We start from the raw sequence: 13,351 nt of genomic DNA on the forward strand, positions 1-13,351 counted from the left end.
CGCAGCTTGATGGACGAGCGGGTTCTTTAGCCCAGCCGCGCGGCAAAACAATCCGGGTGGTGAAAATCGGGCTTGCCCGGCGGATGCGCGAGCGACCAGTAGCTCTTGGCTCCGTCGGTGGCTTCGATCACGGCGGTGACCGCCAGCCGCCACGGCGCTGGGCCGAGCAGCGCATCGAGCCCGGCGAGCGGGATCTTCGCGGTCCACCGCCCGGCTGCGCCCGCGATCTGCGGATCGGCCGATACGGCGAAATCGCGCATGCCGGCGCGGTAATCGTCGAACGCATAGGCCGCCCAGGCGCCCGACGGCGCGAGGTTGAACTCGGCATAGGCGGGGCCGAGTGTCGATCCGATGAACGCCTCGAAGCAAGTGTGCTGCCACAGGCCATCGCTGCGCCCCTGCGCCGGGGCGGGCCAGAGTATGCGATTGCCCGGGTCGGTGATGTGGTAGGCGATGGTGAGCACCTGATGGTCAGACACGGACCAGCCAACCGACAGGGCCACGCCGTCGGGTGCGGGGAAAGCGGGATGGGCGTAAAGCTGCAACATGCTCACAACCTTCCCGACCAACCACCCGCAGTTCAACCTTTTTCGTCATTCCCGCGAACGCGGGAATCCCGCTTCTGCGCTGACGCAGAGGCACAAGCGGGACCCCCGCCTCCGCGGGGGTGACGGGGTTGGGCGATAAGGGACAAAGCGAAAATGACGGAGTTGGCGCGCCGGTCCCGCAATGCTAGACTGACGCAAACGTAAAGCGCAGCAAGCGCATCGGGAGAGCATCATGGCGCTGGTCAAGGCCGCCAATCCATCGCAGATCTTCGGGCGCGAGGCATTTCGCGACCTCACCGCCGTGTCGCGCTGGAAGGGGCTGGCGCTCGTCGCGCACGCCTGGGCGACGATCGTCGCGCTCGCCTGGGGCGCGGCCTGGATCGGCACCTGGTGGGCCTGGATTATCGCGATCGTGCTGATCGGCGGACGGCAACTCGGCCTCGCCATCCTGATGCACGAAGGCGCGCACGGGCTGCTCCACCCCAACCGCGCCATCAACAACTGGGTCGGGCAATGGGTCACCGGTGTGCCGATGGGCACCGATCTGCACGCCTATCGCACCTATCACCTCACGCACCATCGCTATACGCAGCAGCCCGAGGACCCGGACCTGTCGCTCTCCGCGCCCTTCCCCACCACGCGCGCCAGCCTGATGCGCAAGGTGTTTCGCGACCTCACCGGCCAGACCTTCATCAAGCAGCGCGGCGCGCAACTGGTTATGGCGATCAAGGGGTTCGGTCCGGGGGCCAAGGAGCAGAACCTGTTCATCGGCAAGGTGACGCTGCGCTTCCTCGCCGCGCAGATCGTGCTGCTGGCGCTCTCGTTCGCCACCGGCCTCGGCGCGCTACCGTATCTCATCTGGCTGATCGCGATGGCGACGACGTTCCAGCTGTACCTGCGCATCCGCAACATCGCCGAACATGCCTGCACGACCACGGGCAGCGAGGATCCGTTCACGCATGCGCGCACCACGCACGCAAACTGGCTGGAGCGGGCGACGGTCGCGCCCTATTGGGTGAATTTCCACAGCGAGCACCACCTGTTCATGGGCGTGCCCTGCTATAACCTGCCTCGCGCGCACCGCATGCTGGTGGAGGCAGGGCATGCCGGGCGGATGACCATCGCGCCCGGCTATGCCGCGGTGATGCGGCAGGTCGTCCGACCCGCCGCATGACCTGACGCATCATGCCATTTCGGCGCTGGCCTTTTCGCTGACCATCTCGGCAATCGCCTTGCCGAAAGCGGGCAGATCGTCGGGGCAGCGGCTGGTGATGAGATTGCCGTCGACCGCGACCTCCTGGTCGACATAGTTCGCGCCGGCGTTCTTGAGGTCGGTGACGATCGACTTGTAGCAGGTCAGCGTCTTGCCCTCGACCAGCCCCGCCTCGATCAGCAGCCAGGGCGCGTGGCACACGGCGGCGACGGGCTTTCCGGCATCGGCAAAGGCCTTGATCAGCGCGAGCGCCTCGTCCTCGACGCGCAGCAGATCGGGGTTGATCTGGCCGCCGGGCAGCACCAGCGCATCGTATTGCTCGACCCGCGCGCCCGAAAGCGGCGCGTCGACGCTGACGCTCTGGCCCCAGTCGTCGCCCTTCCAGCCCTTGATTTCGCCGCTTTCGGGCGAGACGATGGTGACATTGGCGCCCGCGCCCTTGAGGTCATCGCGCGGCTGGATGAGTTCGGATTCCTCGAAACCATGGGTGGCGAGGATGCAGATATTGCGACCGGAAAGATCGGGAAGGCTCATGGGGGTTCTCCTTTGGGGTTTCACCTCCCCTACGGATGCCCCTGGATGCCGTTCCCTAGAGCCATTTCGCCCATTTGAAGCGGATGTACAGGCCGATGCAGATCGTCACCATCAGCCCCACGACCAGAAAATAGCCGTATCGCCATTGCAATTCGGGCATGAATTCGAAGTTCATCCCGTAAATCCCGGCGATCGCGGTCGGCACCGCGAGGATCGCGGCCCACGCGGCGAGCTGGCGGGTGATCACGCCCTGGCGCTGCTGTTCGAGCAGGCCACTGGTCTCGATCACCGAGGTCAGCGTGTCGCGCAGTCCCGCGACGCGATAATCGGCACGGCGGACATGGTCGTGCAGGTCGCGGAAATAGGGATGGATATCGGCATCGATCTGCGGCAGCTCGAGATGCATGCAGCGATTGGCGACATCTTGCATCGGGCTCAGCACGCGTTGCAGCCGGAACAGGTCGCGGCGCAGCGAGAAGAGCTGCGCGGTCTCCTCGCGGTTCAGAAAGGCATCGAGCGAGCGATCCTCGATGCCCAGCACCTTGTCCTCCAGGATGTCGATGACGTCGAGATAACCGTCGACGATGAAATCGAGGATCGCGTGCAGCACGAAATCGGCCCCGCGCTTCAGCAGCCGGGGCGTCGCCTCCAGCTTCTGGCGGATCGGGCCATGGTCGCGCAACGATCCGTGCCGCACGGTGACGATGAACTGACGGCCCATGAAGATCGCGGTATTGCCATAGGTGATCGCGGTGTTGCTCTCGCTCTCGTCGAGATGCACGGTGCGCGCCACCGCGAACAGATGCTCGCCATATTGCTCGATCTTGGGCAAGTGCCGCCGGTCGAGCGCGTCTTCCACCGCCAGCGGGTGCAGCCCGAGCTGCGACTGGATCGGCATCAGTTCGGCCTCGGTCGGCTCGTGCAAGCCGATCCACAGCAGGTCGGCCGGGTCGTCGAGCGCGGGCAGCGGCTGGGTCAGGTCGATATCGCGCACCCGCTCCCCATCGCGATAGAGACGCGCGGCGATGACGGTCACCGGACGGAAGCCCGTGTCAAACCGTCTCTCCCGTCCGCCCCAGCGCTTCGGCGATCAGCTTGCGGGTATTGGCGATGCCGTACAGCGCGATGAAGCTGCCCATGCGCGGGCCCTGCTCGCTGCCCAGCAGCGTCTCGTACAGCGCCTTGAACCAGTCGCGAAGGTTGCCGAAGCCGTACGCTTCGTCCTTGCCGATGGCATAGACGATGTTCTGGATGTCCTCGGCCGATGCGTTCTCCGGCAACTCGGCCAGCTCGTTGTCCAGCCGGGTCAGCGCGTCGATCTCGGTCCCCTCGGGCCAACGCCGCTTGAGCGTCGGCGCGACAAAATCGCGGCCATAGTTCACCGCATTCTCGATCAGCCCGTCGAGCTCGGGATGCGTTGCGGGCGAGACGCCCGGCGCATATTTCTGCACGAAGCCCCAGACCAGATCCTTGTCGTCCATGCCCGGCAGGCTCACGACATTGAGCAGCAGGCCGAAGCTCACCGGCGGGCTGCCCGCAGGCACGTCGCCCGCATGGATATGGTGCGCGGGGTTGCCCAGCCGCTTGTCGGCATCCTGGCCGTGCCAGTTGTCGCGGAACTGGAAATATTCGTCCACCGCGCGCGGGATCACGCCCAGGTGCAGCTGCTTGGCCGCCTTGGGTTCGCGGAAGATATAGAAGGCCAGGCTGTTCTCGCTGCCGTAGCGCAGCCACTCCTCGATCGACAGGCCATTGCCCTTCGACTTGGAGATCTTCTCGCCCTTCTCGTCGAGGAACATCTCGTAGATCATGCCCTCGGGCTTCTGGCCGCCGAGCACGCGCGCGATCTTGCCCGATTGCACGCCGCTATCGGTCAGGTCCTTGCCGTACATCTCGTAATCGACGCCGAGCGCGACCCAGCGCATCGCCCAGTCGACCTTCCACTGCAGCTTCGCAGCCCCCGACAGCACCGATTGCTCGATCGTCTCGCCCTCGTCGACGAAGCGCACGATCCCGGCCTCGGCATCGACCACCTCGACCGGCACCTGCAGCACCACGCCCGACCTGGCGCTGATGGGCATGATCGGCGAATAGGTCGCGGCGCGCTCGGCACGCAGCGTCGGCAGCATGATGTCGAGGATTGCCTGATAGTTGCGCAGCACCCCGCGCAGCGCGTCGTCGAACGCGCCGCTGCGATAGCGCTCGGTCGAGGAGACGAACTCGTAGTCGAAGCCGAACTGGTCGAGAAACGCGCGCAGCATCGCGTTGTTGTGATGCGCGAAGCTTTCGAACTTGCCGAACGGATCGGGGATCTGCGTCAGCGGCTTGCCCAGATGCTGGCGCAGCATCTCGGGATTGGGCACATTGTCGGGCACCTTGCGCAGCCCGTCCATGTCGTCGCTGAACGCCACCAGCCGGGTCGGCGCGCCGTTGGTGAGCGTCTCGTACGCGCGGCGCACCAGGGTCGTCCGGAACACCTCCTGGAACGTGCCGATATGCGGCAGGCCCGACGGACCATAGCCGGTCTCGAACAGCATCGGCCCCTGCCCCTCGGGCTTGCCATTGGGATAGCGTTTCAGCAGCTTGCGCGCTTCCTCGAACGGCCATGCCTTGGATCGCATTGCAGCTTCGCGATACGCGCTCACACGTGTTTCCTTTTCGTTCCGATGTCGCCATATAGGGCTGATAATGATCGCTTCCCTAAACTTTCCAGCCCTGCATGCAAGCCATAGCGCGATCTGGTTCGCGCATCCCGGCGAGCCTGCGGTGCGCATCGCCAAGGGCGAGGCGATTGCCCGCGCGGCCGAGACGCCGCTGATCATGCTCAACGCGCCGCTGGTGGCGCAGCGGCTGGGATATCCCGAGCTCTCGGGGCTCGATCTGCTCGAGCTGTTCGCCTTCGTCCACCCCGCGCAGTTCATGGTGCCGACGCCGATGGGGTTGGCCAAGGCGCTCAAGCTCGAGCTTCCCGCGCGGTTGCGCTGGCCCTGGGCGGGGCTGGCCTCGCGCCATCTGAAGCAGCCGGAAAAGGCCGAACGCTGGCTGTTCTCGCGCCTGCCCGAATGGGAGGAGCAGGCCCCACGCCCGCAGCCGCGCCAGATCAGCCTGGCCGAAGCCGATGCCGAGGCGCAGCTCGAGGCGCTGACGGGCGCCGGTGCCGAACGCCGCGAGGGCCAGCGGCAGTTCGCGCGCACTGCCGCGCACATCTTCGCCCCTCGCGAGCGCCGCGCCGAACCGCATATGCTGCTCGCCGAGGCGGGCACCGGGATCGGCAAGACCCTCGGCTATCTCGCCCCCGCCTCGCTCTGGTCGCACGGCGCGGGCGGAACCGTCTGGATTTCAACCTATACCAAGGCGCTGCAACGCCAGCTCTCGCGCGAGACCGAGCGGATCTATGGCAGCGAGGCCGAGTTCCGCAAGCGCGTGGTCATCCGCAAGGGGCGCGAGAACTATCTGTGCCTGCTCAACCTCGAGGACGCGTTGCAGGGCGGCTTCCAGAACCGCGCCGCCGTGCTGGCGCAGTTGGTCGCGCGCTGGGCCGCGTACAGCCGCGATGGCGACATGATCGGCGGCGACCTGCCCGGCTGGCTCACCACGCTGTTCCGCCGCGCGGGTGTCACCGCGCTCACCGACCGGCGCGGCGAGTGCGTCTATGCCGGCTGCCCGCATTACCGCAAATGCTTCATCGAGCACGCCGCGCGGTCAAGCCAGCAGGCCGATCTGGTCATCGCCAACCACGCGCTGGTGATGGTCAACGCCGCGCGCGCGCGCGAGCAGCAGGGCCGCCCGACGCGGATCATCTTCGACGAAGGCCATCATCTGCACGATGCCGCCGATTCGATGTTCGCGGTCGCACTGACCGGGCAGGAAACGGTCGAGATGCGCCGCTGGGTGATGGGGCCCGAGGGCAAGTCGCGCGGGCGCCGCCGCGGGCTCGCCGCGCGCCTGTCCGACGTCGCCTCCTATGACGAGGCGGGTGGCCGCGCGATCGACGCGCTGCACCAGCCGCTGGTCGCTTTGGGCCGCCGTCTCGAAGTGCTGATCGAGGACCCGCCCGACTGGCTCGACGGCCCCGCGCGCGCGCGGATCGAAGGCGCGCTCGCCTCGCTCGGCTGGCGGATCGACCTGCTCGCCGCCTGGGCATCGCTGCTCGGGCGGATCGGCGGCCCTGCGGATCCCGATTTCGTCGACTGGCTCGCGCTCGACCGGGTAGAGGGGCGCGAGTACGACATGGGGCTGCACCGCCGCTGGCTCGACCCGGGCAAGCCGCTGGCCGAAGCCGTGATCAAGCCCGCGCACGGGGTGCTCGTGACCTCCGCCACGCTCAAGGCCGGCGAGGACTGGACGCCGGCGATGATGCGCACCGGCGCGGTGCATCTGGAAAGGCCGCCCGAACTGTTCGAGGCGCGCAGCCCGTTCGATTATGCGAACCAGGCCGAGGTGCTGATCGTCACCGATGTGAAAAAGGGCGACATGGCGGGACTGGCAGGCGCCTATGGGCGGCTGATCGAGGCCGCAGGCGGCGGTGCATTGGGCCTGTTCACCGCGATCAAGCGGCTGCGCGCGGTGCATGGCCGCATCGCCGACCGGCTCGCGCAATCGGGCCTGCCGCTCTATGCGCAGCATGTCGACCCGATGGAGACCGGGACTTTGGTCGACATCTTCCGCGACGATCCGCGCGCCTCGCTGCTCGGCACCGATTCCCTGCGCGACGGGGTCGACGTGCCCGGCGATTCGCTGCGGCTGGTCATCATGGAAGGCGTGCCCTGGCCCAAGCCCGACATATTGCACCGCGCGCGCAAGCTTGCGGGCGGCGGCAGCAAATATGACGACATGATCATTCGCGCGCGGCTCGCCCAGGCGTTCGGACGGCTGATCCGCCGCGCCGACGATCGCGGGCGGTTCGTGATGCTGTCCTCCGCCTTTCCCTCGCGTCTGCTCAGCGCCTTTCCGCCCGGAACGCCGGTGCGAAGGTGCACGCTTTCCGAAGCTTTACAAGCGGTGCAATCTGGCGTTTCTGCGCACGCGAACGAGGGTGCGCGAATCGATCCCGTGACGGGACCGGGGGGAGAGATGCGATGAAAAGGCTGACCTTGCTGCGGCACGCCAAATCGGACTGGCTGGACCGCTCCCTGCGCGATTTCGATCGGCCGCTCAACGCGCGCGGGATCAAGAGCGCCAAGGCGATGGGCTATTATGCCGCCGAGAAGAAGATGGTGTTCGACGCCGTCGTGGCCTCGCCCGCGGTGCGCGTCACCGAGACGATCGACCATTTCGAGACCGCCTATGGCCAGACGCTGCACCCCGACTGGGACCGGCGCATCTATCTCGCCTCGTCGGTGACGCTGATCGACGTGCTGCGCGGGGTGGATGACGGCGCGAACCATGTGCTGATGGTCGGGCACAATCCGGGGCTCGAGGATCTGGTGTTCGATCTGGTGCCCGATGACGGGTCGAGCCCGCTGCGCGATGTCGTCGAGGAGAAATTCCCCACTGCCGCGCTTGCGATCATGGACATCGCGATCGATCACTGGTCCGAACTCGACAACCGAACCGCGAAGCTGATCGAGGTCACCCGCCCGCGCGATCTGGACCCCGAGCTGGGGCCGCAGGACGACGACTGACGCCATGGCCAGAACGCTGCCCGAGACCATCCTGCGCCGCGCGGGGCCGGACGATGCCGCCAAGCTCGCGCTGATCGGCTCTGCCACCTTTCTCACCGCCTTTGCGCACGACCATCCCGGCCAGGCGCTGATCGACCATTGCAGCGTCGAACATGGCGCGGCGCGCTATGCCGCCTGGCTCGAAAAGCCCGATTATGCCTTCTGGCTGATCGAGACGCCGCTCGGCGCTCCGGTCGGCTATGCGATGATGAGCCCGCCCGAACTCGATATCGAACCCGATGCCGGGTCGGTGGAGCTGAAGCGCATCTATGCGCTGTCGGGCTGGCAGGGCGCAGGCCTGGGCCGCAGGCTGATGGACGCGGTGATCGACGAGGCGCGCGCGCGCGAAGCCACGTGCCTGTATCTGTGCGTCTATACCAACAATCCCGATGCGCAGCGTTTCTACGAACGCTTCGGCTTCGAACGCGTCGGGCAGCAGCAGTTCATGACCGGCAATGTGCCGTTCACCGACTGGATCATGCGTAAGCCGCTCTGAGCGGCAGGTGACGGTGGTTCAGGCGGCCTCGAGCGCCGCAGCCAGCCGGTCGCGGATCGCGCGCAGCGCGGCCAGGTCGATCGCAGGCGCGGTCGACGCGGAAGGCGCCGGCGCTGCGGCAGGCGCCGGTTTGGCGCCCTTCCCCGCGAGATATTGCCGCGCGCCGCGCACGGTAAAGCCTTCGCGGTTGAGCAGCCGGTCGATCGTGCGCAGCGTCTCGACATCCTCGGGCCGGTAATAGCGCCGCCCCCCGGCACGCTTGAGCGGCTTGATGCTGTCGAACTGTGCTTCCCAATAGCGCAGGATATGCGGCTTCACCCCCAGTTCGGTCGAAACCTCGCCGATTGTGCGCATCGCGCCCTCGGCCTTGCCGGGGGTGATGGCCGGATCAGTCACCCGCCATGATCCTTTCCTTCATGATCTGGCTGGCGCGAAAGGTCAGCACGCGGCGCGGGGTGATCGGAACCTCGACCCCGGTCTTGGGGTTACGGCCGACGCGCTCGCCCTTGTCGCGCAGCAGAAAGGTGCCGAAGCCCGAGATTTTCACGTTCTCGCCGCGCTCGAGCGCATCGGTCATGTGGTTCAGCACCGATTCCACCATCTGCGCCGCATCTGCCCGCGACAGCCCCACCTGATGGTTGATCGTATCGGCCAGATCGGCCCTGGTCAAAGTTCCCACTGAACGCATCGCCCCGTCTCCTTACCCGCGACTGCAAGAATAGCGAATCGAAGTTATAATGGCAAATCGCGCCTGTGTAAAAACAGTGCGAAAAGAGGCTATTGCGCGACAAATTTGCGTGAGGTTAATAGCGGATTACCGCCGCCCCCCAGGTCAGCCCACCGCCCATCGCCTCGAGCACCAGCAGGTCGCCGCGCCGGATGCGGCCGTCGCGCACCGCAGTGTCGAGCGCGAGCGGAACCGAGGCCGCCGAGGTGTTGGCATGCTGGTCCACCGTCACCACCACCTTTTCTGGCGGCAGACCCAGCTTGCGTGCGGTCGCATCGAGAATGCGGGCATTGGCCTGGTGCGGCACCACCCAGTCGATATCGGCGCTGGTCAGGCCCAGCCGGTGCAGCACCTGCTCCATGACTTCGGCGAGATTGACCACGGCATGCCGGAACACCTCGCGCCCCTTCATCCGCACCTTGCCGACGGTGCCCGTGGTCGAGGGGCCGCCATCGACATAGAGCAGGTCGTGATGGCGGCCATCGGCGTGCAGCTGAGTCGTCAGGATGCCGCGTGCGGCGCTATCGCCCTCCGCGGCGGTTTCGAGCCCGAGCACGACCGCGCCCGCGCCATCGCCGAACAGCACGCAGGTGCCGCGATCCTCCCAGTCGAGAATGCGGCTGAAGGTTTCCGCGCCGATCACCAGCGCGCGCCGGGCCATGCCGGTGCGCAGCATGCTGTCCGCAACGCTGAGCGCATAGAGAAAGCCCGAGCAGACCGCCGCGACGTCGAAGGCGGTGCCGCCAACCATCCCGATCGCCGACTGCACCTTGGTCGCAGTGGCGGGGAAGGTGTGGTCGGGCGTCGCTGTCGCAAGCACGATCAGGTCGATATCGCTGCCTGCCAGTCCTGCGGCTTCGAGCGCCCTGTTGGCCGCGGCGATTGCCAACGTGCCCGTGGTCTCTTCAGGCGCAGCGATATGGCGGAACTTGATGCCGGTGCGCTCGGTGATCCACTCGTCCGAGGTATCGACGGTCTCGGCCAGTTCGGCATTGGATACCCGCTTGGCTGGCAGTGCCGATCCCGTGCCGAGAATGACACTGCGCGTCGCCGGAGCCTGAAAAGTCATTTGGGAAATTCGCCCGATCCGTTGGAAGCGACGCCGTTGCTGGCGATCGCGCTGGTATCAAAGTCCTTGAGCACATCGCCGATGCGCTGGGTGATATTGTCCTCGACCAGCCGCGCGGCGACCTCGACCGCGTTGGCCACGCCCTTGATGCTCGCCGATCCGTGGCTTTTCACCACCACGCCGTTGAGGCCCAGAAACACCGCGCCATTATGGTTGTTGGGGTCGAGATGGTGCTTGAGCAGTTCGGTCGCGGGGCGCGAGATCAGGAAGCCGATCTTCGAGCGGAGCGACGACTGGAAGCTGCGGCGGAGCAGATCGGTGACGAAGCGCGCGGTGCCTTCGAGCGCCTTCAAGGCGATATTGCCCGAAAAGCCGTCGGTGACGACGACATCGACATCGCCGCGCGAGATCTTGTCCGCCTCGGTGAAACCCTGGAACTGCATCGGCAGGTGCGTCGCGGCGCGCAGCGCGGCGGCGGCATCGCGGATCGCCTCGGTGCCCTTCGATTCCTCGGTGCCGATATTGAGCAGTCCGGTGCGCGGACGCTCGAACCCGAAGATGATCTGCGAATAGACCGCGCCCATGATCGCGAACTGGACGAGATTGCGTGCATCGCACTCGGTATTCGCGCCGAGATCGAGCATGACCATGTCGGTCTCCTCGAGCGTCGGCAGCAAGGCCGCGAGCGCGGGCCGGTCGATGCCGGGCATGGTGCGCAGCGCCAGCTTGGACATCGCCATCAGCGCGCCGGTATTGCCGGCGCTCACAGCCGCGCTGCAATCGCCGGACTTCACCGCCTGGATGGCGAGCCCCATCGAGCTGTTCTTGGATTTGCGCAGCGCCTGGCTCGGCTTGTCCTCGCCCTTCACCACCTCGTCGGTGTGGAGGATCTCGGACGCCGCGCGCAGATTGGGGTGATTGTCCAGGCCTGCCTTGATCTGCTGTTCGTCGCCGACCAGCAGAAAGGTGAAGCGGTCATGGCGGTGGCGCGCCTCGGCCGCCCCGCCCAGCATCACCCGCACGCCTTCGTCACCGCCCATCGCATCGATCGCGATCCGCGGCTTCATCGGCACCGGTTAATCCCCCTGAAAAAGTGCAAAGACCGTCTGATGAGGATCAGGCGACTTCGAGCACCTCGCGGCCATTGTAATGGCCGCATGCGCCGCAGACATGGTGCGGACGCTTCAGTTCACCACAGTTGGAGCATTCGCTGAACGCGTCGATCGTCAGCGAATCGTGGCTCCGGCGCATGCCGCGCTTGGAGGGCGAAGTTTTTCTCTTAGGAAAAGCCATGGCAGCCTGCTAACCTTAAATTGCTTGTCAATCAATGCGATAATGCCAAGTCGTCCCAACAGGAAGCAACTGGCGCGACCTGCCGGTGGAGCGACACGGCCCATTCGCGTGCGAAGGCGGCGCTATAGCGAAAATCTCGTGCGTTGCAAGCATTGTCGCGCTACGCCGCTGCGGAAAGGGTTGCCGGGTGGAGGCAACCGCGAACGAGGGGACGACACGCATGAACCTGCCGCTGACACTGACCATGGCCGCTGCTGCCGGATTGATCAACCTGTGGCTCGCCATCCGCATCGGTCAGGTGCGCACCAGCCAGAAGGTGAGCGTGGGCGATGGCGGCAACGAATTCGTCATCCGCCGCATGCGCGCGCAGGCCAATTTCGTCGAGTACACGCCCTTCGTGCTGATCCTGATTGGTGCGCTCGAATGCTCGGGCTATGCCGCGACCTGGCTGTGGGTGGTCGGCATCGTCTACATGATCGGCCGGCTGGCGCACGGGCTCGGCATGGACGGCGGCGCGTTCAAGCTCGGCCGGATGATCGGAACGCTGACCTCGATGCTGACGCTGCTCGGGCTGTCGGGCTATGCCATCTACGTCGCGAGCATCATGCCCGCCGCCTGACAATCCATCGCGCTCGGGGGCGGCGCCTACCCGCCCCGGAGCAGCTTGGCTCCATAATCGCGCTCGAACAGGTAGAGCGCGGTGCGCGCCGCCTGGCCGCGCTCGCTATCGAGCCCGCCATCGCGGTCCATCAGCAGCCGGGCATCGTCCGATGCCGTGCCGATCAGGCGCTGCACCTGTTCGGGGCTGGCGATGCGGAAGGCGCTGTCACCCGACTGCCGCGTGCCGAGCAGCTCGCCGCCGCCGCGCAGCCGCAGATCCTCTTCGGCGATGTGAAACCCGTCCTGGCTCGAGCGCATCAGCGCGAGCCGCGCGCGCGCAGTCTCGCTGAGCGCGCTTCCGCGCAGCAGCACGCAGACCGATTTCTGGTCGCCGCGCCCCACCCTGCCGCGCAGCTGGTGCAATTGCGCCAGGCCGAAGCGCTCCGCCGCCTCGATGATCATCAGCGTCGCATTGGGCACATCGACGCCGACCTCGATCACCGTCGTCGCGACCAGCAGCGCGGTCTTGCCGCCGGCGAAGTCCGCCATCATCGCATCCTTGCGCTCGACCGGCATCTGGCCGTGCACCAGCGAGACCTTGCCGGGAAAGCGCTCGGCGAGCTGCGCCGCGCGCGTTTCGGCGGCGGCGAGGTCGCTGGTCTCGCTGTCCATCACCAGCGGGCAGACCCAATAGGCCTGGCCGCCGCGCTCGATATGCCGGGCAAGGCCGTCGACGATCTCGGACAGGCGATCGTCGGCGATGACGCGCGTCTCGATCGGCTGGCGGCCCGGCGGCAGTTCGTCGAGCCGCGAGACGTCCATCTCGCCATAATGGCTGAGCGTCAGCGTGCGCGGGATCGGGGTCGCGGTCATCGCCAGCAGGTGCGGGGTCGCCCTGCCCTTTTCCTGCAGCATCAGCCGCTGCGACACGCCGAACTTGTGCTGCTCGTCGATCACCGCGAGCGCGAGATTGCGATAGCGCACCGCCTCCTGGAACAGCGCGTGCGTGCCGATGACGATCTGGATCGAGCCATCCGCGAGCCCCATCAGCGTCGCCTCGCGGGCGCGGCCCTTGTCGCGCCCGGTAAGCACCGCGATGCTGACCGGCAGGCCCGAAAGCATCCGCGAGATCGTGTCGAAATGCTGCCGCGCGAGGATTTCGGTCGGCGCGAGCAGCGCCGCCTGCCCGCCGCATTCGACCGCGTTCA

At 66.5% G+C, this 13,351-nt stretch carries 15 protein-coding genes; 5 read left to right on the top strand and 10 right to left on the bottom strand.

Annotation, left to right across the window (positions count from 1 at the left end; genetic code table 11):
* Nucleotides 1-26: 26 nt before the first annotated feature.
* Nucleotides 27-548, bottom strand: a complete 522-nt coding sequence (locus DM995_RS05455) for a DOMON-like domain-containing protein (protein ID WP_157973086.1) — start codon at nt 546-548, stop codon at nt 27-29.
* Nucleotides 549-780: 232 nt separating this feature from the next.
* Between DM995_RS05455 and DM995_RS05460 the strand changes: the two genes are divergently transcribed.
* Complete coding sequence (locus tag DM995_RS05460; RefSeq protein WP_116968751.1) at nt 781-1,722, top strand: fatty acid desaturase family protein; 942 nt, start codon at nt 781-783, stop codon at nt 1,720-1,722.
* A gap of 9 nt (nt 1,723-1,731) precedes the next feature.
* On the opposite strand, the gene DM995_RS05465 is transcribed toward DM995_RS05460, so the two are convergent.
* The 3 genes from DM995_RS05465 to DM995_RS05475 are packed head-to-tail and all read right to left on the bottom strand — an operon-like array spanning nt 1,732 to nt 4,916.
* Nucleotides 1,732-2,295, bottom strand: coding sequence for a type 1 glutamine amidotransferase domain-containing protein (locus tag DM995_RS05465; protein WP_116968752.1), 564 nt, complete (start codon nt 2,293-2,295; stop codon nt 1,732-1,734).
* Between the two features lie 55 nt (nt 2,296-2,350).
* Nucleotides 2,351-3,331 carry a magnesium and cobalt transport protein CorA gene (locus DM995_RS05470; protein WP_116968753.1) on the bottom strand — a complete coding sequence of 327 codons (981 nt, stop codon included), beginning with the start codon at nt 3,329-3,331 and terminating at the stop codon, nt 2,351-2,353.
* A gap of 16 nt (nt 3,332-3,347) precedes the next feature.
* Nucleotides 3,348-4,916 (bottom strand): lysine--tRNA ligase, encoded by a 1,569-nt coding sequence (locus tag DM995_RS05475; RefSeq protein WP_232824086.1) that lies wholly within the window; start codon nt 4,914-4,916, stop codon nt 3,348-3,350.
* Between the two features lie 67 nt (nt 4,917-4,983).
* Here DM995_RS05475 and DM995_RS05480 point away from each other — a divergent pair, with 67 nt between their 5' ends.
* From DM995_RS05480 to DM995_RS05490, 3 genes are read left to right on the top strand one after another with little or no spacing between them, the layout of a single operon-like run.
* Nucleotides 4,984-7,377 carry an ATP-dependent DNA helicase gene (locus DM995_RS05480; protein ID WP_116968755.1) on the top strand — a complete coding sequence of 798 codons (2,394 nt, stop codon included), beginning with the start codon at nt 4,984-4,986 and terminating at the stop codon, nt 7,375-7,377.
* Nucleotides 7,374-7,919: a SixA phosphatase family protein gene (locus DM995_RS05485; protein WP_116968756.1), complete on the top strand. Its 546-nt coding sequence runs from the start codon at nt 7,374-7,376 to the stop codon at nt 7,917-7,919. Before DM995_RS05480 ends, DM995_RS05485 begins: the two co-directional genes overlap by 4 nt.
* 4 nt (nt 7,920-7,923) lie before the next feature.
* On the top strand, nt 7,924-8,454 hold the full coding sequence (locus DM995_RS05490; RefSeq protein WP_116968757.1) for a GNAT family N-acetyltransferase: 531 nt from the start codon (nt 7,924-7,926) through the stop codon (nt 8,452-8,454).
* An 18-nt stretch (nt 8,455-8,472) separates the two neighbouring features.
* Here the strand turns inward: DM995_RS05490 and DM995_RS05495 are convergent, their stop codons facing one another.
* The 5 genes from DM995_RS05495 to rpmF all read right to left on the bottom strand — a co-directional run bounded on the left by DM995_RS05495 (nt 8,473) and on the right by rpmF (nt 11,543).
* Entirely contained in the window at nt 8,473-8,850 is a 378-nt protein-coding gene (locus tag DM995_RS05495; RefSeq protein ID WP_023837732.1) for a MerR family transcriptional regulator, read from the bottom strand.
* Nucleotides 8,843-9,142, bottom strand: a complete 300-nt coding sequence (locus DM995_RS05500; protein ID WP_023837733.1) for an integration host factor subunit alpha — start codon at nt 9,140-9,142, stop codon at nt 8,843-8,845. Before DM995_RS05500 ends, DM995_RS05495 begins: the two co-directional genes overlap by 8 nt.
* 115 nt (nt 9,143-9,257) lie before the next feature.
* Nucleotides 9,258-10,250 carry a beta-ketoacyl-ACP synthase III gene (locus DM995_RS05505; RefSeq protein WP_116968758.1) on the bottom strand — a complete coding sequence of 331 codons (993 nt, stop codon included), beginning with the start codon at nt 10,248-10,250 and terminating at the stop codon, nt 9,258-9,260.
* Nucleotides 10,247-11,317 carry a phosphate acyltransferase PlsX gene (plsX, locus tag DM995_RS05510; RefSeq protein WP_023837735.1) on the bottom strand — a complete coding sequence of 357 codons (1,071 nt, stop codon included), beginning with the start codon at nt 11,315-11,317 and terminating at the stop codon, nt 10,247-10,249. Before plsX ends, DM995_RS05505 begins: the two co-directional genes overlap by 4 nt.
* A gap of 49 nt (nt 11,318-11,366) precedes the next feature.
* The gene (gene rpmF / locus DM995_RS05515; RefSeq protein ID WP_116968759.1) at nt 11,367-11,543 is read right to left on the bottom strand and encodes a 50S ribosomal protein L32; all 177 of its coding nucleotides are present in this window, start codon (nt 11,541-11,543) and stop codon (nt 11,367-11,369) included.
* A 220-nt stretch (nt 11,544-11,763) separates the two neighbouring features.
* On the opposite strand from rpmF, the gene DM995_RS05520 reads away from it, so the two are divergent.
* The gene (locus DM995_RS05520; protein ID WP_031318011.1) at nt 11,764-12,162 is read left to right on the top strand and encodes an MAPEG family protein; all 399 of its coding nucleotides are present in this window, start codon (nt 11,764-11,766) and stop codon (nt 12,160-12,162) included.
* A 26-nt stretch (nt 12,163-12,188) separates the two neighbouring features.
* Here DM995_RS05520 and DM995_RS05525 read toward each other — a convergent pair.
* Nucleotides 12,189-13,351: ATP-dependent DNA helicase RecG (locus tag DM995_RS05525; protein WP_157973271.1), on the bottom strand; the 1,163-nt coding region annotated here is incomplete at its 5' end.

It is taken from the genome of Blastomonas sp. UPD001 (genome assembly GCF_003426715.1).
Classification (GTDB): Bacteria; Pseudomonadota; Alphaproteobacteria; order Sphingomonadales; family Sphingomonadaceae; genus Blastomonas.